Here is a 21,043-nt window from a genome sequence, read left to right on the forward strand (position 1 = left end):
CCTGTTGATTTTCTTATTGTCAGTTGAAACATTACACCAATTATCGGTGACGAAAGGTCATACCTGAATAAGAAAACACCTATTTAAGGTAGGCCCAATGTACTGTTGCGCATATTTAACCATGCGACAAGGCAAGGGCCTGGCACATTAGACTAAAGTCTAACTCAAAGTTTGAGATTTAGCTGTAAGGCTTTTGAGGTTTATTAGCGATGATTCAACGGTAGAACAGGAAAGCGTAAGGCAGACATTAATTACTGGTTGTTCTACACATTAGTAAAGGTCGCGGTGATAACGTCCTTCGTCAGCTAACGCGTTGTATGCTTGCGCTTCGAGTATGGACTGCAAAGCTATATCAACGCCTTGGCCCATTCCCTCAAAATGCCCACATACATATACTTGTCCGGTATCGCCTAAGAAGGACTTGACCTCATCTAGCTGCTCAACAAGACGCTGTTGAACATAGCCACCACCTTTTTGTCGGGAGAAAATAACTGACTTTTTAAAAATACAGTCACTATTCTGGAAAGGCGATAGTGTTTTATCAAGTACATCATCTTGTGTGGGATGACGTTCGCCAAAAAATATCCAAACTGGCCCAGCGTTCTCAAGCAATGCGCGTTTTGCAAGCTGAGCTCGCACCCCCGCAATGCCACTTCCCGCAGCAATTAATAACAATGGGCACTGAGTATTAGTAATAATCGCGCTGGTATTTTTTCGAATGTGGGCCTGTACTGACTGAGACAAAGGTAAAGAACGGGTAAGTAATCCAGAACCTAGCCCAAGTTCACCGTTGTCTTTTACTAGCTGTCTAACTACAAGCTTTACGTCGTGTTCTTGTGGTACCGAAGCTATGGTGTAGCTTCGGCTTACCATCGGTGATTCCCCTTGCTGAGGAATAAGCACTTCCAATACGTCCCCCGCTTCCCATTGTTCATATAATTCTTGTGTATGATTCGAATGGTCAACGTTCAAAGACAAGCCGAACAGGCCTGGCGATACTGGGTTTGAAGGTTTGCTCTCAGAGTGATTGAAAGGTTCGTTTGCAGCCTCGCCAGAAGCTTGACTTACGTCATTTAATTGAACCCGTGTTTTCAGCGTGAAAGCATGGGTGGGGTGCTGCTCATCCTGTGGCAATGAACCAAGCAAAGACAAATGCTCACCTTCCCCTGAATCTAATGTCGTTAGCGGAGAAAGCGCACGCGCACCTAGCGCACTGATATTATCAAACAATGTAACCGCGAACTGGCAAAACGCGGCGTATTGCTTATCGCCTACCCCCACAACTTCAAAAGACAAATGGGACAGGTAATCAGATTGACTCGACGACGCTTTTTTTAGCGCTTTACTAAAGGTTCTGCCCGCATCAGGGGGCTCGCCTTCACCGTAGGTACTCACAACAAAAATGACTTTTGACACACTACTTAACGTGTTGAGTTTCAAAGATGCCATAGACACTACCGCCGTTTGCTCTTGCTGTGATAGCGCCGCCGCTTTCGCGCGAGCAATTTTTTCAGCCGTACCAGTTTGACTTGCGTATACGACAAGGGTCTCCTCACCTTTTACCGCATAGTTGGTTTGCTTTCTATGTTTAACAAATAACACCGCTACCCACAGCATATACAGGCCAATGCTTACTATTGCTATGAGTAGACGGTGTGTTTCTGTCATGTGCTTATCTTTTATACTGCTCTATTGGTAAAGCTAAAGGCTTAAGAGGCTGTTGCTCTCTGCGTATTCAAAGAATGTTTACAGCCCCTAGCAGCGCAATAACGTGCGGTTATTACAGCGGAAGTACTTCAAATGTGCCTGAGTAGCTGCCGTTACGAGACGTTGCAGGCTTTTGCGCCTTATCGTCTTCATAGCCAATTTCTACGAAGTACATACCGGCTTGTGGCCATGTAATTTCAATCTGACCATTTTTGTCTGACGTGACTTCAATCGTTTCCTGATCATTTCTGTAGCGCATGCCACCGCGCACCACTTCCACTTCGGCGCCAACCGCAGGCTCACCGTCAATAAGTAGCTTGAACGTTGCCGTTTCGGTGGCAAATAAATCATTAGGGTGAGTCACTGGCACTAGCTCCAACCCCACGTTATCAGGTGTGAAAACCTTAGTAGTTGGCGCACCTAAGGTAACAAATGTCTCTACCCGACGAGAACTTTGCGTGACGCGTAGATCTTTCGCTTTCTTAGGCACGGCTGTTGCGAACTCTTCCGGCTTATATTCTTCACCACGGCCCGGCCACATCTTGCGCTTGCCTTCTTCATCTCGCCAAAAGGCGCGAATACCGCTGCTGGCAGACGTCAGTTTGTATGTACCTTCTTTGTTTAATTTCAAATCAAACGTGGTTCGGTACTTACCGCGCGCCATATTTTCTACATCTACGGCTTCGCCGTCTGGAGGTTGAACCACTAAGTTACTGGCATTCATTGCAAAGTGGTCAGGGTGAAAAATAGTATTTGAAATAGCAGCATCAAACGTTACGTACGCTTCTTCACCTGAAAGTACGGTAGAGCTTGGAAGTAACCACGCGCGATGCGCACTGGCTGAAAATGACACGGCAAGTGTTGCTGCTAGCGCAATGGCTGAAGCTTTTACTGATAGTTTTTTCATAATGTCCTCTTATTAGATCTCTACTGAGTGAGCGTTGAATCAGCGACTCAGCAAATTAGTCTTCCAGACGCAGTACTACACGCCCAAGTTCTGAATTTCCTTTCACCTCGACCGGTAGTGACGCAGCAGATAGCGGTAATGAAAATGGCAGAGACAGTACTTCTCTTCCGCCTACTTCTCTTGATGCCTCAACGCGTAGCGTGTATTCGCCCTCTGGCAGTTCTGCTAACGCTTTATTTAACTGCGAATCAAGGCTGTAATCGCCTGGGCCTTTTGTTGCACTGGTAAGTCCGTCATAAGGCAAATCAAGGCTGCGCCCACCACGACGCCACCATTGACGCAAATCTTTAAGCCACTCTTTCCCTTTGTCTTCACGCATTTCAACGTCGTACCATACGGCGACTTGAGTAGCCTGGCGTTTACTGTCTTCAATCCACACGGCAAGATAAGGTTTGTGATATTCAGCCACATCAAGTTGCGGTAAGGCCACGTCAAGCTTGGCTTGGCTCGCTGCGTGAATAGCACCAGAGGCAAATGTCATACTCAATAAAGTCGATGCGATAACTGCGCCTTTACGCATTTTCATGTAAACACTCCTAAAAATTGTGTAGGTAAGTGCCACTAGCGTTGCGCTAGTGCACGAACAGTAAAATAATGACAAACGGGATGAGTACACCGAGCGTAGTAATGGGCCAGGTAGACGCGCGCGTTTTCGAGTGACGCATTAATAACTGCAGCCCAGTTACACTAAAAATAATGCAGGCAACCGCAAAGATATCGATAAACCAGCGCCACGCATTTCCTGTATTCCGCCCTTTATGCAGGTCATTGAAATAAGATATCCATCCTCTATCAACGTTTTCATAAGTCACGGTGCCAAGTTCAGTATCTACTGCAATCCAACTGTCGGCACCGGGTCCAGGCCAAGCGGCATAAAACTCAATACCATCCCACTCCCCCTTTACCGATGAAGGTAGTGAAATGCCCTCTTGCGCCTGCATGAACGTTACAAGTTCACTTGGAATGGCTATGTCACCGGTATCCAGAGAAACCAACTGTTCGACAACCGACGGTGGTAAGCTTGATTCAGCTGACGTTACAGTTCTGTTAGCTGGGATGTCTGCAGCGTGATTTAGCGTAATCCCCGTTAGGGCAAATAACATCATTCCGACCAGACAGACTGCGCCACTAATCCAGTGCCATTGGCGGATGCCGCCTAAAGAAAAACTCATAATTTCGTCGCTAACTCTCTGTACTACTCGGTGATATTGATTAATTCAACGGGCTAGATAATACAGATATTTCCGCCATTTTCAATGTAAATGAGATTTATTCTCATTATTGTATTTTTTGCTCAACAACTTTTAAGTATTGCTTCACTTTTCGCGTAAACGAGGCCCCCAAAAAGCGACAAGCAATAGGTAATTACACAGCACGGTGTAAATGGCAGGGAAATAGGTAAACGTTGCTGAAACCAGCACACTTGCAAGCTGCAAAAGCCCAACCCACACCACCACGCCAATTTCTGTCTTCCACACGTCTATGCAGTTTATGAGGCTTATCGCCATAAGGAAGTACGCTAAGCAGTGAAGCACTATTATCAGTAATGGTGAAGGTATGCTGGTTAATCGGGTGATACCGGCATGCTTCTTGTTGCCAAGTGAGAGTAATAAGAAACTCAAATAAGTAAGGACAAACGCGAAGACCACATCCAGAACGATACTCATATCAATGCCTCGCTGTTTTTACCCTGCGGCTTATCTTGGCGAACTCTGTCTTTTCGTTTAGGTGATGGTGTGCTGTTCACCCGTCTTGCTTTCACGGCTTTGGCTCTTTTGACGTGGTAAGCAGCATAGCCAAGTACCGCCGCAAGTGTTAAGCACATAAGGTCAAAACCCACTCTTAGGCTATCGCCGTTTGCAATCGCAAAATCAAGGCCTGTAGCTGAGGTGACGTGGTCAAGCAAAGGGACAAGCGCAAACAACACTGTTGCAAAGCCAAGTTGAATTACCCACCCTTTTCTGTCTCGCCAAATAAATCCTGCAACTACACACACCAGCCATATTGCGAAAAACACCTTAATTTCCCATAAGCTTCGAGACGTGAGATCAGCAGGAAGCAGCCTGTTTACCCAAAAATAGCCACCGGTCGCACACATTAACCCTGCAATACTGCCAATATTGCTGCCTCTGACCAATTCAAAACTAAACTCTCCAAGCTGTTGCTTTGCCCGTTTCACTACCCACAAAACAGAGCCCGTTCCCACCATAATGGTACCCAGAATACCGGCAAAAAACAGCAGCCAGCGTGTGAGGGTATCGGCGAAGCGCGCTTGGTGTAACATATCCAAATAGTTATACGTCGCCTGACTGGCGTTAGCGGCTACTGAGGCTGGGCGCTCGTTAATGACTTCGCCTTGTGCGTTAAATACCAGTGCACTACTTCCTCCACGCCCCGCACTTAACTGCGTTCTGTTGTTCCCACTTAGCGTAAACTGAGCGTTAGCTTTACCCGGATGAGAAATAGATAGGCTTTCAACCGGCACCTGCCATGTGCTCTCGGCGTGAGCAATCATCGAAGAGATAGGTAAGGCCAATAAGGCATTAATGTCTGGTGAAGCTAGATTTTGCTGCTGCGCATTCTGGCGTACTTCTGTACCTTGAGGACGGTTTCGCACGCGCTCCTCGCTGTTAAAAGGCAATAGCGTAGCGCCTAATAGAATCAATCCAGAAAAGGTGATCATGATATGAAATGGAAGCGCTAATACCGCACTAATGGCGTGCCCATCTATCCAGCTCAGCAGCTTCTTTTTTGGCCTGAACATAAAAAAATCGGCAAAGATTTTTCTGTGCATGATGACGCCGCTGATAATAGCAACAAACATCGTCATGCTAACTACGCCTACTATCCAACGTCCAACGGTTCTGTCTATGCCGTATAACTCGAAATGAAAGCGATAAAGGAAGTTGCCACCAGCCGTTTCTCTTACTTTTATCTCTTCACCCGTGGACGGGTTCAACATAACCCGTGGACCTCGACGGCGCTCGTTACCTACATTGGCGTCGCGCCACGACAAATCGAGCGTTTGCGAGCGCGCATCTGGTAGTGAGAGTTGCCATTCACTTGCATTGGGCGCATTGATCGCAAGATAACGTAAACCGAGCTCTAGCGCCTTTTCGCTGGGTACTGCGGCGTGTTGTTCTGGCTGCATCCAATAGGTTATTTCGGTTCTAAAAAACGACAGCGTACCGGTGAAAAAAATCGCAAAGAGTAACCAACCAACAAGTACCGAGCTCCAAGTATGAAGCCACGTCATAGACTTTCTGACATTCCCTTTCATGCTAAAGCCCTGTACTAATTGAATAAAGACATAAGGCTAACGCAGAGAGCGCTGTCATTACGATGGACGCCTTTTTGGTTGTATCGAAGATGAACGTAAAAAGAATGAAGGTGCAGTAAACACAAAAGAACAGCATTCTTACCAGCACTTCGTGCTCTCGTCCTTCAGCCCCTATAAAATTGGCGATAGCACTGCTTAGCCATGCTGAAAAAGCGTAGCCCAATGCAACAGCAATCAGCGTTCTAAGTGCGACATCCAATCGTTCCCGATTTATGGTGACGCGTTCTACCGTTTGGCTCTTCATATTGTGTTCTTCACTAGATTTTCCAGAGACTGGATGTTGCCAAGTAAATCAGAGCGAGATGGGTACGATTTATAAACTTGTCGTAAAAGTGTAAGTGCATCTTGGTACTGACGCTGATCAATGGCAATTTGCGCACGTCCGAGCATAGCGCGCTGTTTAACGTCGGCGAGTGACTCTGCTCGTAGATAGGTCATTTTGGCACGTTCGACGTTGTTCTGTTGACGATAGAGTGAAGCAAGAGACAACAGCGCCTCACCATTGTCAGGGGCATCAGCGATGGCTTTGGTTAACAGGGAAATTGCCGTTTTGCTTTGCCCTTTGCCCATAGCCAACTGAGCTTTAAGTACATTAAGCGTAGCTGCTTGAGAGGTCGTGAGCTTTTTCACACTGTTGTCGGCAGCTTGCGTTAATTTACTTAAATCAGACCATTGCTCGTTGGCCGCTAGGTAAGCCGCTATTTTAGAATAAGCCTCAAAGCCTTCCCCTTCTTTGTCGGTGATGAAAGTCTTCGCATGGGTGGCCAGTATGTCTGCGGCGCGGCGCGGACTGCCGTCAGATACGTGTAATTTCGCCACTGAAATCAAGTTCGACAGCGAGCGGTCACCCAAAGAAAGGGCAGTCTCTAAGCTGCTCAGCGCCTTCACCATATCCCCCTGCTTTAACGCTATTTGCCCCCGTTGAAGCCAAAGCTGCTGGTTGCTTTCATCATCTACCAACATTTCGCTTAGCAAGCTTTCAGCCTGGGCAAGTGCGTTACTTTCAATAAGCGCGAACAGTAAACCTTGATACCATTGCTTGTTTTCAGGTTCGAGCATCAACGCATTTTGATAAGCACCAATAGCGGTGACAGGTTTGCCGAGCTGAACATTGGTATAGGCTAGCTGCCCGAAAAGTTGGGCATCTTGAATACCTAGTTCTACGCTTTTAGCTAAATGAGTGCGGGCTTTGGCTAATTTATCCGTCATTAAATACGCCATGCTCAAACTTCTGTGCGCCGATGGAAGGTTTGGCATAGCGTCTATGACGTCTAACAACACTTTTTCGGCAAGTGCGTAGTTTTTCTCATTCAATAGCACTTGTCCGTAAAGCTCACGTAGGCGTGGACTAAATTGGGAAATATCCTGCGTAGCAAATGCGCTGGCAACGTTTGAATAATTACCTGCTTGCAAGTCTGCCTGAATACGCCCGATAAACTCACCTTCTTCACGGGATATACGTTCACGATGATCATCTCTATGATGCTGGCGCAGAACAAACTGCAAATCGGGTTCTTCCAACTCCACCGTTACTTTTGCACTTACCGGCTTAACAAAAGCCAGCGCGCTTACTACACAGCTGAGGACAGTTACGGCTGTAATCTTCTTTAACATTGTCACAATCAACCTCTACATTCTTTCGCTTCTATTTTGCTTTGTTGCGCTAAACTAGGCTTTTATCAGGCCTCTATAACCACTGGCCAAATAAAACGCGCCTTCACCGCTTCATCTTCTTTGTAGGGCGATGTAAATTTGCTGGCTTTAACAAAACGCATGATTTCTTTATTGAGCTCGTGATGCGGGTTCTCGACAATATCCACCAGCTTTACGTTGCCGTGTTCGTCAATAATCACGTCGAGCTTTACAATCACCCGCTTGATACCTTGTTTTTTAAGACGCTTGGGGAACCGTATTTTAACCGGTGTCAGCAAGGTAGGCTTTGAATCCAGTTCGCTTAGCCCGAAGGCATCCAATTCAATATCAGGCATATCCCATTGAGTTTGGGTCACTTTCACATTTGGCATGTCGGGCTTTGGCACTTGAATATCTGGCTCAACACTTAAATCCGCCATGGTCATGACGGCGCCACTGCCTTCTACCTGCATAACAAGTTCAGTTTCTTCTACTACATTTTGCGTTTTAGGGGGCGGCGGCGGTGGAGGCGTTACCGCAATGTCTAACTTGCGCACTACCATAGTGTCGGGCTGCAGATTAGACAAAAAGTGCCCTAGCCACATAACGCCAAGTGCACTAACGAGCACCGCACCGCTAAGTAGAGAAGGTTGAAGATTGTATTTCATTGAATTTTGCCTCGTTCGCTATGGCTTCAAAGTGGCGATATTTACCGTGTCGGCACCCGCCAGTTTGGCTTCATCTATGACTTCTACCAGTAATTCAGAGCGAACGGCTTTATCTACCTGAATGACTACTGGGCGTTGTTCTTTCATCAGCAATTGCTCAACGGTAGAGCGCACACCACTCACGCCGATATTGGCACTGTCATACACCACTTCACCGGTTCGGGTAATTGCCAGCATAATGGCCATTTGATCGAGCTTTTGTGCTGATATCGCCTGTGGTTTATCTACCTCTACCCCAGTCTCTTTTACAAACACTGTTGAAACGATAAAGAAAATTAAAAGTATAAAAACCACGTCTAGTAGCGGAGACATATCAATGCCTTGCGCTTGCTGGTTTTCAAGGCGTCGCTGTAATCGACTTGCCATGTTTACGCCTCCCTCGCTACGGCGCGCTTTACCGCACCATTAACAAACATCAACAAAAGCCAGCCAGGGATAGCCAAGGTTAAGCCAAGTTGCGTGGTAAAAAGTGCATCGGCAATGCCACCAGTAACGACTTGACTATCGACACCTAACGACATCATTCCGGTGAAACTCACTTGTAGGCCTGCAATAGTGCCTAGCAGCCCCATCAAGGGCAGGGCACTAACCAGTACGGCAGGTACCATTTCTCGCTTTGTTAGCTCTTTCTCTCCATCACGCACTTGGGCTATCTCTTTGCGTGTAGTAAACAACACAAAGATTTGCTGGTAAGCAAACCATGCCACCAGCAGCATTAACCAACACAATGCATTCCCCGCTAGCTGTTCAATCATTAGCTTGCGCTCGCTTGCTTGTGACCATCACTCTTTTGGTCGCTTTTCTCAGCAACGTCAGGCTCGTCATTGCTAAGTACAAGCGCGAAACTTTCGAGCTCTTCGTAGTAATGTCGCGCTTTGCGAGAGAGTACGGCATTTAGAATTAATGCCGGTATGGCCACAACTAAGCCTAACTCTGTCGTAACCAAGGCTTTAGCGATCCCGCCAGAAATTACTTCGGGGTCGCTTGAACCAAATGCCGTCATCATTCTAAAGGTCTCAATCATGCCGCTTACCGTACCTAGAAGACCTAGCAAGGGTGCAACGGCAGCAGTTACAGCAATGGTGCCGTTGTATTTTTCTAGCTTAATTTTGTCCTGCTGGAGTGCAGAAAACAGTTCATCATCGCGTTCAGTTGGCGTGCTTGCACGCTTAGTTATGTCATACAACTCGCGCTGCATGCCATCAAAGAAGCCCACACCTGAACTGCCCACCATGTTTACCAGAGCTTTGCCTGATGCTACTTGCTTAACCTTAGGTAAGCGCCATAGCTGAATAACTTTAAACAGTGCGATAAGCGTAGCGAGAAGGGCAAACAACACGATAGGGATCACCCACACTCCGCCTTTCACAACATGTTCAATTACCCCTTCTGACGCTTGCTCGCGTGTAGCTGCGCGGCCAAGGGTAGGATCTATTTTGATGCTTCCATTGCCGCTGCTTGCCAAGCTTGCAAGGCTTTCGGTATCCGTATCTGAAAACGTGGACGTAGAGGTAAACAGGTCTTGCTTACGCTCTGCCGTACCCGCAACGTTTTGTGCTTGCGCCAGATACCACGTCACTGGGCCAAGAGTAAGCACTTTTGCTTGGGTCACTTCGCCATTCGCCAGTACAACCTTTCCTGCACTGAAATTAGGGGTTTGTTGATTGGCAAACGCTTTCGCTTTTTCACCCACTTTTTGGACTTTGTCAGACAGGCTCATTTCGCTTAATGACAGACTGTCTACACCGGTTTGAAGCAGGAAACGACTCAACAGATTTTGTTGGAACTCTTGTTGCTCGCTCCAACTTGATAGGCGATTTTCCAACTGGGAAAGACTAAGGGTTCTTTCGTCCATTTTACGGCGGGCGACCGTGGTTTCATTGCGCAGTTTCATTACCTGCTGTTCAAGTGCGCGCAATTCATTAGCCAGCGCTACCCGCTCCTTGCTTATTTTACTCTCTGTGCGATCCAGACGCGCTTTCGCCTCTTTGATATTGGCCAGCATGCTATCTTCAGGCGCAGCCACTGCAGGTACACAAACTACCGCTGCACATAAAGCAACACATGCTACAATAAGAGAGGATTTCAAGATTAGATTATATGTTGAGAGAATGTGAGATAAGCATTTCATTCGCCTTCTCCTTTAGCCAGCGTAAGTGGTAAAGAAACAAAATCAGGTTCATGCTTTTTCTCAAAAATAGCGACGGCAAGGGCCACCGCTTCGCTATCTACGTTGTCACTAAATTGCCACTGCCACTCGCCGTTTTGAACGCGACCGGATCCCTGATATTGACCATCGGCGTTGGTAAACCACGCATAGCTGCTGCCAACAAAGAACTGCTTAACTAATACATCTTTGTCATCGGGCGCACGCATTACGGTTTCGTTAACCAGAAGCTTGCTATTGAATTGCGCAAGGGATGAAAGTTTTGCCAGGGTGACCTGAAGCTTATTTGACGTGTCGGCATCAGCCGCTAATTCGGCTTGCTCTTTATCCCACGTCTGGCGAATAATTTCAGGCAGCGACGAGTAAAGGCTGTCTACTTGCCCTATTACCCCAGTCAAAGCACGCTCTACCCCGCCCTGTTGCGCTTCAAGCTCACTTTGCTCAGAAAGAAGTGCTTCTCGCTGGGCTTCTACGTCGGTGGTTGCAGCCTTACTTTCGTCAATCATACTCTGCAGCTGAGTTCGTTCAGCTTTAAGCAATTGAATACGCTGACGCAATGCAGGCTCTGATTCACGCCACTCGTTTTCTAGCTTTTGCGTCTGGCGCTCAATGCTAATCCACTTTTCAGTGAGCCCATCAATATCGCTGGCTTTTGTTGCTGCCATCACGATACCTGATGAAGGCACGGCAAGTGATACCAGTACAAAAGAAAGCGCTGCACTTCTTTTAACTTTCATTCAAATCCCTTACATCTCTTAGCTGAATTAATGAGATTGCCGGCACATCGATATCGCTATCGAGGCCGGCATTTTTAATGTCTTGTTACTGCTTGCTAAGTATTAGAACTGGTAAGTAGCAGACAACAAGAAGCTTCTCTCTGGTTCATTAAAGGTATTGGCCCCTGCGTTAGACGCTTGTGTACCTTCACGCTTAACGCTTTCCATAAACAGGTTCTTGACCGATACATTGAAGCTTAAGTTTTCGTCGAACTGATAGATGGCGTTAATGTTGGTGATGGTATAGGCTTCGCGATCATCAGCTTCGATAACGGCGCCAGAGTTTACGCTGGCCGTAGGACTTTCTGTTTCGCCGTAGTGTTGAGCGCTCAGCACAAGCTCAAGTGCATCGGTGGCTTGCCAGCTTATTAGCGAGTTCACGGTGTAGTCAGGAACGATAGATAATGGCTGGCCAGTAGATTTATCTTCTGATTCAAGCATCACGGTAAAGTTGGTCGACCACTCAATAGTGCTGGTTACAGGGAACAACAAGTTACCTTCAAGGCCAGAAATAACGGCTTCAGGAACGTTAAACCACTGGAATACCTGAACGTTTGCCTCGCCACCTTCTTCGCCAGGCAACACATACTCAGGCGGAACATTGCCGGTGCCAATTTTGTCTTTATAGTCGTTGTGGAAGTACGTTATACCCGCGTTCAAGCCCTCTTCGTTGGTGTAATTAATACCAATCTCTTTGTTTACCGAGGTTTCGTGCTCTAGGTCAGGATTTCCTAGAATGTGACATCCGCCGCCCAAGTTAGAGAAGTCAACCGGACATCCATTACCACGGGTGTAGTACACATAGTTAGGGTTTAGTTGATAAAGGTTTGGGGCTTTAAAAGCACGGCTAATACCACCTTGAACCACAATATTAGGCGATGCCTGCCATGATGCATTCAAGCTCGGGCTAAGGTTTGTACCCGCTTTGCTGTGATCATCAAAACGCAGTCCAGGCGTTAGTGTGATTGAATCCGTTAGTATGATGTTGTCTTCAACATACACACCCACAAGCGTGGCATCGGTTTCAGATGGGCGATTTGCTGGGTCAGTCTCTACGCCAGGAATAGTGCCATCATCAACCACGTTCAGAGAAAGCTGGTTGCTCACTGAATCGTCTAGGGTCTCTTTGCGGTACTCCGCGCCAAACGTTGCGGTTTGATTGAACCCACCTAATGTTAACGGCACATTCCACTCGGTCTTTGCCGTAATGTTCTCTAATTTAATGGTGGTCATTTCAAGGCTGTTAATCCGACCTTCGCCGCCACCGGCAGAGCCCTCACCTAACCGGCTGTTAGACGTGCTTTCGTATTGGATGTAACTAAACGAATCGCCGAAGTCATATTCACCATTATGTGTTATACCAAGTGTGCGACGATGCATGACTAGTGTTTCTTCACCAATTAGGTTTTGAGCGTCAGTATCATCCAGCGCATCGTAATCAATGTCGACAAGGTTTCCTTCATCATCAACTGGGAAACTTACACCCTGAAAGGCATTATCACCAGCGTAGCGGTTACCTTGGCGACTATAGGCCGCTTCGAAATCCCAACGATGAACATCATCTTGGTCAAATCTAACCAATGTTCGCACATCAATGTTTTCAACACCTTCTCGGCCAGCGCCAACCGCGTAAGCAGTGCCGCGGCTATTTAGTCCGGAATCATCTAAGTTGATTTGCGGATCGTCAGCGTCTTGTTCGTTATAGTTAACAATGGTGCGGTGAGAGAAACGTTCTGACAAGGGCGCACTGGTAACGAGGTTAAAACGACGGTTATCGCCTTCGTATTTATTTGAAGAAAGCTCAGTCTGAGCAGTGATAGAAGTGGAAGCTTCGTCAGGCGACTTAGTGATGATGTTGATTACACCACCAGATGCACCTGAGCCGTACCGAGCAGCGGCAGGACCACGAATAACTTCAATACTCTCAATCGCTTCTGCTGGTACCCAGTTGCTGTCACCACGAGTATTTCGCTCACCTGAGCGGCCCATTTTTACAGAGTTGCGCGACAACACCGGCTTACCGTCAATTAAAATAAGCGTGTTTTCAGGCCCCATTCCACGAATGTCTATTTGACGTTTGTTGCCGTACTGACCGGAGCTTGAATTACCTGTTAGGTTGATACCCGGCATAGTTCTTACGATTTCGGCGATATCATTGGTAACAGGGCGACGTTTGAAATCTTCTTCCGTGATGATAGAGACGCCTTGTGCTTGCTTCAGCTCTTCAGACGCTGATTGCACAACGGTAGTATCGAGCGTTTCTATCTCTTCACTTTGCGCCAGCACATTCGCTGACAACATGGGAAACAGGGTTCCTAGCAAAATTATGCGCTTACCATTTGCAGGCATTTGATAATCCTTAATGAGTTGAGTGTTGGCCAGTCAGTGACTCGCCATGTCAAAATGTTGTGTCTTGTTACGCACGGCTTGTCTTTTCAAATGGTGTTTAAACCAGCTGGAAGTAAAGCTCTATGTATTTGAGTTAGGGCTGCTAATGTGATTATTGTTATTTCAAGAAAGAACGCCCAAAAATGAGACTATCCGCAGAAATATGCACACCCTTGCCTTTCGTAGGGTTTAATTATTGCTTTATTTCTTTTCTTGTTTGCAAGAAGCGGATAATCATGCTCAAATCGCCATGCATCTTAATAACAATTATTATCATTTGCAATTTAATTAATGTTGAAAGGCTTTTTATTTTCTTTACATGAAACTGACGAATATGCTTAAAACACCATTGAATGCCATTCCACCGACACTTGCTGCGTTATCTGACTACGAGAACCTGGCTCGTGAGAGACTAACTCCACAATCGTGGGCGTATATTTCCGGTGGCTCTGCAGATGAATTGTCGATGCGAAGAAATCGTGAAAAGCTCGATGACCTGTGTTTACTTCCCCGCGCTTTGTGTGACGTCTCCAAGGGCGGAACAAAAACCACGCTGTTAGGACAACAGTTTGAGCATCCAATTATTTCCGGCCCCGTTGCATATCAGACCCTGGCGCATCCCGATGGTGAGATTGCAACGGCAATGGCAACGCATGCACAAGGCGGCTTGTGGGTTATGAGCACATTGGCCAGTCGCTCCTTTGGGGAGATATCAAGTCAGGTGGAGAGCCCTCGCTGGTTTCAACTCTATGTGCAACCTACCCGTTCACAAACCTTAGAACTCATACAAAAAGCAGAACACTTTCAGTTTTCAGCATTGGTCATTACTATCGATGCACCGATTAATGGCTTGCGCAATCGTGAGCAAAGAGTGGAATTTTCGCTACCCTCACATGTTCGCGCCGTCAATATAGATACGCTTTCTCCCTTAGTGCACCCAGGAGAAGGCAAGAGCATCGTGTTCCAAGGGCTTATGGCACAAGCTCCTACGTGGGACGATATTGCTTTTATCCAGCAACACACGTTATTGCCTATTGTGTTAAAAGGCATTCTTAATCCATTTGACGCTCAAAAGGCTGCGGAACTTGGCGCAGCGGGCATCGTAGTGTCGAATCACGGAGGTCGCGCTTTGGATAGCGTACCTTCACCGGTAGAAATGCTTCCTATTATTCGCCAAACGGTTGGCGATGAAATGATGGTATTGGCCGACAGCGGTGTGCGCAGAGGCGCTGATGTGGTGAAGCTTATTGCACTTGGTGCTAACGCCGTGCTTATTGGCCGGCCTCTCATGTACGGATTGGCCACGGCGGGGGCATTAGGGGTAGCTCACACTATTCGATTGTTGAGAGACGAGCTTGAAATGACAATGGCGCTTTGCGGCGTAGGCTCTATAGAAGAAATAAATAAACACTGTTTATGGCCCACAGCTTAGATAATTTCTTAGAAAATTTCACCGCGCAAACACGCACTACTTGCAAGTCTATAAGCTTAGGTTTCACTCCACTGTCTTAACAGATTGTGATACACACCCGAAAGCCTGACAATTTCAGCGTTATTAGGAGTCTCGGCGCTAAGTGCCTGAATACTCATATCCAAGTCGTACAGAATACGGCGTTGTTCAGCACTTCTCACTAAACTTTGCATCCAAAAAAAGGATGCGAGTCGACGGCCCTTTGTAACTGGCGTCACTCTATGTAAGCTAGTCGAGGGATACATCACCATATCGCCCGCAGCGAACTTAACACGTTGTTCTCCATAGGTATCTTGGATTACGAGCTCTCCCCCTTCGTATTCTTCGGGCTCACTAAGAAAAACTGTCATTGAGATATCTGTACGAACTTTTACAGCCGTTCCTGACACCCGCCTAATGGTATTGTCGATATGATCGCCAAACTCTCCTTCACTCTGATAACAGTTGAACATGGGAGGGTATATTTTGTTTGGTAGTCCTGCTGCGAGAATATGCTGCGACTGCCCCATCAAGCTCAAAATGAAATCTCCCAGCTGGCGTGCCGTGGGAGAATCTTCAGGCAACTGCAAGTTTTTCTTGGCATGTAACGCTAAATGCCCCGCTGTTACAGCGCCATCAACCCAATCGGCTTTCTCAAGAAGCGACACCGCATCGGTGACTTCTTGTTTGGTAAGGAAGTTCTCAATTCTAACCAGCATTATGTTCCCATTGTGACAAAGCGAGTAAAATATAAAAAACCAGCCTGAGGTCTTTTTACCTAAGGCTGGTTTTATAATAGCGAATACTCAATTAGAAAGTATAGTTAGCGAAAACAGCGACACTTCGTGGGTTACCTGGACGGAAGTGCCCTTTAGCGCTGTAATCCACCACGTATTCCTCATCTGTTAAATTATCCACGTTCAACTGAAGTTTTAGGTCTTCAGTGACTTGATAAGACGCCATTAAGAAAAGCGTAGTGTAAGAATCGACCGTGAAATAAGCCGTATTTCTGCGCCAGTAGGTTTCACCAGAGTTGTAATAGATACCACCGCCCACATTCAGTTTGTTATCCATTGCAGCATAGTTAACCCAAATGTTTGCCGTATCATCTGGCGACGCTTGTAGACCGTTACCGATAGAATCCGCTGTCGTGTCCTGGGTAACTTCAGTATCTAAACTCGCATAGTTTGCAGAGATTGATAGTGAGTCCGTTAGCATACCTGTAACGCTGACTTCATAGCCTTTAGACTCTTGCTCACCCGCTAGCGAATACACTGTGACACCGTCTTCAATATTTTGTGAATCGACCACGTCTTTCGTAGTTTCAAACACAGCACCGCTAACAAGTAGCTGGTCGTTAAAGAACTGCCATTTCACACCTAGTTCAGTGGTTACTGCATTTTCAGGCCTTACCGCATTTTGCGCGGCGTTGGTTGATAGCGCTAACGCCACGCCGGGCGGCTGCTTAGAATTACTGTGACTTAGGTAAATATTACCGTTCTCTGTAGGCATATAGCTCACCGCTGCACCGTAGCTAAAGTAGCTGTCTTGAGCGTCGAGCCCATCGAAACAACCGCTACGTCGACCACACGCAGAACCGGAGATATCAAAATCGTCATAACGCGCGTTTATGTCTACTTGAAGGTGCTCACCGACTTTGATGGTATCTAGAAGATATAAGGCTACCGTGCTCGCATCACCCGAAGTGTCATTGCCGCTATGCGTTGTACCACCTGTTACAAACACGTTGTATTGCAAGTCGAAAGGGTTAATGGTGGGAGCTTCCAACACATTGCCTTGCCCATCGACATAGGTGTAATTTGCTGTCACACCAAAACTGGTACGCTCTTCTTCTGCTACTTCTGCACCCAGCACTACTCGATGCTTCAAAGCCCCAGATTCAAGCGAAAGAATTGCGTCTAGTTGTGATACAAATAAATCAGTCTCTTCGTCCAATGCTTGCAAGCGCTCAGCATTCAATAGGTTAGCTTCTTCACCTGAATTCCACCACGGACGACCAATTACTGACTCTTTTTCGTTGCTACCAAAACGGGTTTGGCTACGAAGCGTTACCACGTCGTTTACTTTGTGATTGATAACTAAGGTGTACATTTGTGTCGACACTTCTTCGAAGTCGCGGCCCGGCACACTGTAATATTCGTCCCATAAACCCGAATCTATCGGTCCTTCGGGCTGACCTGTAGCTTCTGCAGCCGCTGAAGTTAGGAAGGGAAGACCAAGCACCGGAACGTTATCCTGCTCCATCACAAATACATCAAGGTTTATGTCTGTTGCTTCATTCACTTTATAAAGTAATGAGCCCGCCACTCCAGTGGTTTGGTATTCCTCAACGCCATTGTCAAAGAAGTCACCGCCATCGCTGTATAACAGGTTTAAACGGCCCGCAACATTCTCAGAAAGCTTCTTATTGTAATCCAGTGTTACACGTGCGTTTTCGAAAGAGTCATAGCGACCTGACACTGCACCAAAATCTTCAAGTCGCGCACGTTTAGTTGCCAGGTTAACGCTACCACCACCGGTAGAGCGACCGTCTAACGAGCCGCTTCCGCCCTTGATAACTTCTACAGCTTCGTAGTTGAAAGTATCGCGGCTGTAACCAGCTATATCGCGAATACCGTCTACATAGATATTTGAGCGTGCATCAAAACCACGAATGGTGACCTTGTCGCTGGCAGACACGACACCACCACCACCTTCACCACCACCAAACGTTGATACGCCTGCAACGTTCCGAAGCGCATCGTTTAAGTTTGTAATCCCCTGATCTTCAAGAAGGCGTTCAGAAATAACGTTGATCGAACGAGGGGTATTTGCGATGGGTTGCGTTAGCTTTACTGAAGAGGTTTCGTCAACTTTATAACCCGCTTCTTCGGTAGCCTGAACCTTAGTGGTTTCTAATTCGTGAACGGCGGTATTCTCTTGTTGAGCGAGTGCAGTTCCAAATGGTATTGCTGCGGTGACTGTCAGCGCGAGTGCGCTTTTTTTTGTATTCATTTTCTTCATGAAAAAGAAGTCCCTTTAGTGCTTTTAAGTGTGTGATTAAATGCCTAAATGTACCGAGTTGAATTTTGGCACGAAGTAAAATACAGAGACTTCACTCTAAATGCAAATTATTATTATTTGCATGCGCTTTTTCACATTTACGCAAAACTGACGTCTTGCGCCATTGAACGGCTGACTTTTGCTTGTCTGATTAACAGGCAAAAGCTATAAAATGCTTTCCTTCAATGAATAAAAATTTGATTTGTCCTGATAAAGGTTAGGGAGGTTCAGTTAGAGATGCTGTAGAAAGAACGTTCGAAGTTCATTATAGACCATGTAGGACTCTGGCGTTTCGTAAGCAAAAAGGTACTCTGCGTGAGACAGGCCTTCCACAATCTCAAGTTGACTCGTACCGTTGAAATCGCGAATTTTTCTATGCAGACGGACTGCATCACTTAAAAATAGATCGCGTGTTCCTGACACGATGAAAACAGGCGGAAACGAAGTAAAGTCACCATAAATAGGCGAAACACTAGGGTGTGATAAATCGACAGTTCCAGCGTAAAGCGCTGCCGCAGATTGTAGTAGTCCTTCGTAGGTAACCAGTACACGATCAGCACCTTCATTAACTTGTCGACTATCCCCTGCCTGTGTTAAATCTACCCATGGTGTGCCTGTATAGATAGCGCAAGGAAGGCTTATACTCTCGGCGGCCAGTGATTGTATAAGCGCAAGAACCAGCCCGGCGCCTGCGGATGTCCCTCCAATGAGGATGCGATGAGTGTCAACGCTATCTAAAAGCGCGAGGTATACAGCTTTTAAATCACAAAGCGCGGCAGGTGCTGGTGCATGCGGCGGCATAGTGTAATCTACACTCAATACGGTTATTCCTAACCGCGATGCAATCAATAACCCTTCTTCAATACTCGGTAAGCCACCAAAAAATACATAGGCTCCGCCATGTACGTCTAGATAAACATGGTTTTCAAAATGCGGTGACACCTCTTTCGGCGTGAGCTTACGAACTGTTACACCGGCTATTTCCAGTAACTCTACACTGACATCTAATTGTTTGCGCATGTTCTTTATTTTTTTCTTTTGCTGCGCATTTCGTTGCTGCACGAGCTCCCGCCAGCTAGCAGCATCTTGAGGTACCGTTGCCTTAACCTCTGCGATAGGTGTCGTCGGAAATTTTTCGAGAGCATGCTTAAGAGCATCACTAACGGTTTGTGTTTTTGGTACGTTAGGTTTTGACATTATTTTTGCAGTGTTAAAGTTAATAAGCAGCGAGTTGGTGCCAAGAATGTATAAATCCTACCAGCCTACACCGAATATGGAGTGCATAGCGTAACGTATTAACTCGCCTGAAGCTTCAACATATAGTTTATACCAGTCCGCACAGATAACTACCCACTCAGCGAGAGTTGAAATGTTCGTAATCGCGGCGTGTTACCGCAGGTATAGTGGTTCTACATCAAGGTGACACAACAAAGAGTAATAAATCTGTATTGAAGATCAGTCCTTACTTGGTTGTGCATCTGATATGATTGGAAATACTGGTCGAGCGCAGTGTGTTTTGAGGGCAGACAGGAAGAATTAAGCTGCATGTAGCCAATACACTCTAAGACATCTTGGTAGAATAATTAATAAGGATATATACAATGAAAAGAATCCCCCTTCGTAAATGGGCAATGGCGGCAAGTTTCGCTATTTCGGCAACAGCCTTTGCAGGAAATGTAGAGCACGACCAGACCTCGGTTTGGAAAGTGTCGAAAGGCGATGATGCGGTTTATGTAGGTGGTACAATACATATTCTGCCAATCTCTGAATTTCCATTGCCCGCTACGTTCACTGAAACCTATGAAAAAAGTGACACATTAGTTTTTGAAGTAAAAATGCCTGCCCCAACGGATATTGAAGGTCAGCAAAAAATGATGGCTGGGCTAGCTTACAAAGACGGTAAGTCGCTTAAAGATGATGTATCAGAAGAGACCTATCAGGCTCTCAATGTTTATTTAGCCAACTTTGGCGCAACAGCCGATCAGTTTGCGCAATTTAAGCCAGGCATGGTTGCATCAATGCTGGTAGCTATGGAAGCACAACGCTCTCAGTTAGCTGGACAAGGTGTAGATGCCTACTTCATGCAGTTAGCTGCTCGCGACGGAAAAGCCAGTGAATATCTGGAATCGTTAGATTTTCAAATCAATATGCTAGCAAATATGGGAGCTGGTGAAGAAGACCGTCTCATCTCTGAAACTTTGGAAACGTTACCAGAGCTAAAAGACATGCTTAAAAGCACCATAAAAGCATGGAGAGAAGGGAATACTCAGAAAATCGATGAACTGGTGGTAGACACATTCAAACGTGAATCTCCCGCTTCGTACTACGATGTTTTTACTAAGCGCAACCAAAACTGGTTACCTCAAATCGAAGCCATGTTTGGCGATGATGACCAAGAATTTGTCTTAGTCGGTGCTGGCCACCTAGTTGGCGATGACAGTGTTATCGCCTTATTAAAAGCGAAAGGCTACAAAGTCGAGCAAATGTAACCCCCTTGTTGCTACCGACCTAAATATCAAAGCTAGGCATAGTCCTAGCTTTTTTATGTCTATTACAGAGGGAAATCGCTTTCTAAACCTGACACCGTAGGGATGCGGTATCGGAGCTCTTACATAAAAGCAAGGATGGGTTTACGGCGTGTTACTTCTTCTCCCCCTCAAATGTTTTGATATGCTTCGAGAAGGGAGTGATTGTTGTGCCCTCTGAAACCCGACACCGCAGGGACGCGGTGTCGGAGCCCCCATGGATGGGTTTACGGCGTGTTTCAGAGGGCACAACAATCACGAACTAAATCGCAGGCATAAAAAAAGCGCACCTAAGTGCGC

At 46.5% G+C, this 21,043-nt stretch carries 19 protein-coding genes; 2 read left to right on the forward strand and 17 right to left on the reverse strand.

The genetic code is table 11. From position 1 onward, the window contains the following. Positions 1 to 270: 270 nt before the first annotated feature. The 14 genes from V7R42_RS18050 to V7R42_RS18115 all read right to left on the reverse strand — a co-directional run bounded on the left by V7R42_RS18050 (position 271) and on the right by V7R42_RS18115 (position 13,666). Complete coding sequence (locus V7R42_RS18050) at positions 271 to 1,668, reverse strand: flavodoxin domain-containing protein (RefSeq protein WP_334021804.1); 1,398 nt, start codon at positions 1,666 to 1,668, stop codon at positions 271 to 273. 112 nt (positions 1,669 to 1,780) lie between these two features. Then, a complete protein-coding gene (locus tag V7R42_RS18055) occupies positions 1,781 to 2,614 on the reverse strand; it encodes a DUF4198 domain-containing protein (RefSeq protein ID WP_334021806.1) in 834 nt (277 codons plus the stop codon). Between the two features lie 55 nt (positions 2,615 to 2,669). Next, positions 2,670 to 3,200: a DUF2271 domain-containing protein gene (locus tag V7R42_RS18060; RefSeq protein WP_334021809.1), complete on the reverse strand. Its 531-nt coding sequence runs from the start codon at positions 3,198 to 3,200 to the stop codon at positions 2,670 to 2,672. Between the two features lie 46 nt (positions 3,201 to 3,246). After that, positions 3,247 to 3,846, reverse strand: a complete 600-nt coding sequence (locus V7R42_RS18065) for a PepSY-associated TM helix domain-containing protein (RefSeq protein WP_334021811.1) — start codon at positions 3,844 to 3,846, stop codon at positions 3,247 to 3,249. A 144-nt stretch (positions 3,847 to 3,990) separates the two neighbouring features. Continuing rightward, positions 3,991 to 4,341 (reverse strand): DUF3325 domain-containing protein, encoded by a 351-nt coding sequence (locus V7R42_RS18070; protein ID WP_334021813.1) that lies wholly within the window; start codon positions 4,339 to 4,341, stop codon positions 3,991 to 3,993. Further along, positions 4,338 to 5,954 carry a PepSY-associated TM helix domain-containing protein gene (locus V7R42_RS18075; RefSeq protein ID WP_334021815.1) on the reverse strand — a complete coding sequence of 539 codons (1,617 nt, stop codon included), beginning with the start codon at positions 5,952 to 5,954 and terminating at the stop codon, positions 4,338 to 4,340. The genes V7R42_RS18070 and V7R42_RS18075 overlap by 4 nt, the downstream gene beginning before the upstream one ends. A gap of 1 nt (position 5,955) precedes the next feature. Then, complete coding sequence (locus tag V7R42_RS18080) at positions 5,956 to 6,258, reverse strand: hypothetical protein (RefSeq protein WP_334021817.1); 303 nt, start codon at positions 6,256 to 6,258, stop codon at positions 5,956 to 5,958. After that, positions 6,255 to 7,628: a tetratricopeptide repeat protein gene (locus V7R42_RS18085; RefSeq protein WP_334021820.1), complete on the reverse strand. Its 1,374-nt coding sequence runs from the start codon at positions 7,626 to 7,628 to the stop codon at positions 6,255 to 6,257. Before V7R42_RS18085 ends, V7R42_RS18080 begins: the two co-directional genes overlap by 4 nt. Before the next feature lie 65 nt (positions 7,629 to 7,693). Then, positions 7,694 to 8,314: an energy transducer TonB gene (locus V7R42_RS18090; protein WP_334021823.1), complete on the reverse strand. Its 621-nt coding sequence runs from the start codon at positions 8,312 to 8,314 to the stop codon at positions 7,694 to 7,696. Between the two features lie 18 nt (positions 8,315 to 8,332). Beyond that, entirely contained in the window at positions 8,333 to 8,740 is a 408-nt protein-coding gene (locus V7R42_RS18095; protein ID WP_014951024.1) for an ExbD/TolR family protein, read from the reverse strand. 2 nt (positions 8,741 to 8,742) lie between these two features. Then, positions 8,743 to 9,129, reverse strand: a complete 387-nt coding sequence (locus V7R42_RS18100; RefSeq protein ID WP_014951025.1) for a MotA/TolQ/ExbB proton channel family protein — start codon at positions 9,127 to 9,129, stop codon at positions 8,743 to 8,745. After that, the gene (locus V7R42_RS18105) at positions 9,129 to 10,505 is read right to left on the reverse strand and encodes a MotA/TolQ/ExbB proton channel family protein (RefSeq protein WP_334021828.1); all 1,377 of its coding nucleotides are present in this window, start codon (positions 10,503 to 10,505) and stop codon (positions 9,129 to 9,131) included. The genes V7R42_RS18100 and V7R42_RS18105 overlap by 1 nt, the downstream gene beginning before the upstream one ends. After that, complete coding sequence (locus V7R42_RS18110) at positions 10,502 to 11,278, reverse strand: DUF3450 family protein (RefSeq protein WP_334021830.1); 777 nt, start codon at positions 11,276 to 11,278, stop codon at positions 10,502 to 10,504. The genes V7R42_RS18105 and V7R42_RS18110 overlap by 4 nt, the downstream gene beginning before the upstream one ends. Before the next feature lie 102 nt (positions 11,279 to 11,380). Beyond that, positions 11,381 to 13,666 (reverse strand): FepA family TonB-dependent siderophore receptor, encoded by a 2,286-nt coding sequence (locus V7R42_RS18115; RefSeq protein WP_334021832.1) that lies wholly within the window; start codon positions 13,664 to 13,666, stop codon positions 11,381 to 11,383. 373 nt (positions 13,667 to 14,039) lie between these two features. Between V7R42_RS18115 and V7R42_RS18120 the strand changes: the two genes are divergently transcribed. After that, positions 14,040 to 15,137: an alpha-hydroxy acid oxidase gene (locus V7R42_RS18120; protein ID WP_334021835.1), complete on the forward strand. Its 1,098-nt coding sequence runs from the start codon at positions 14,040 to 14,042 to the stop codon at positions 15,135 to 15,137. 56 nt (positions 15,138 to 15,193) lie between these two features. Here V7R42_RS18120 and V7R42_RS18125 read toward each other — a convergent pair whose 3' ends face one another. The 3 genes from V7R42_RS18125 to V7R42_RS18135 all read right to left on the reverse strand — a co-directional run bounded on the left by V7R42_RS18125 (position 15,194) and on the right by V7R42_RS18135 (position 19,415). Then, positions 15,194 to 15,874: a Fe2+-dependent dioxygenase gene (locus tag V7R42_RS18125; RefSeq protein ID WP_334021837.1), complete on the reverse strand. Its 681-nt coding sequence runs from the start codon at positions 15,872 to 15,874 to the stop codon at positions 15,194 to 15,196. Positions 15,875 to 15,965: 91 nt separating this feature from the next. Next, entirely contained in the window at positions 15,966 to 18,179 is a 2,214-nt protein-coding gene (locus V7R42_RS18130; protein WP_334021839.1) for a TonB-dependent receptor, read from the reverse strand. Positions 18,180 to 18,449: 270 nt separating this feature from the next. Continuing rightward, the gene (locus V7R42_RS18135) at positions 18,450 to 19,415 is read right to left on the reverse strand and encodes an alpha/beta hydrolase (protein WP_334021841.1); all 966 of its coding nucleotides are present in this window, start codon (positions 19,413 to 19,415) and stop codon (positions 18,450 to 18,452) included. 404 nt (positions 19,416 to 19,819) lie between these two features. Here V7R42_RS18135 and V7R42_RS18140 point away from each other — a divergent pair, with 404 nt between their 5' ends. After that, positions 19,820 to 20,707: a TraB/GumN family protein gene (locus V7R42_RS18140; RefSeq protein WP_334021843.1), complete on the forward strand. Its 888-nt coding sequence runs from the start codon at positions 19,820 to 19,822 to the stop codon at positions 20,705 to 20,707. Positions 20,708 to 21,043 lie beyond the last annotated feature (336 nt).

Origin of the sequence: Alteromonas sp. S015 (assembly GCF_036864485.1) — a bacterium.
Classification (GTDB): Bacteria; Pseudomonadota; Gammaproteobacteria; order Enterobacterales; family Alteromonadaceae; genus Alteromonas.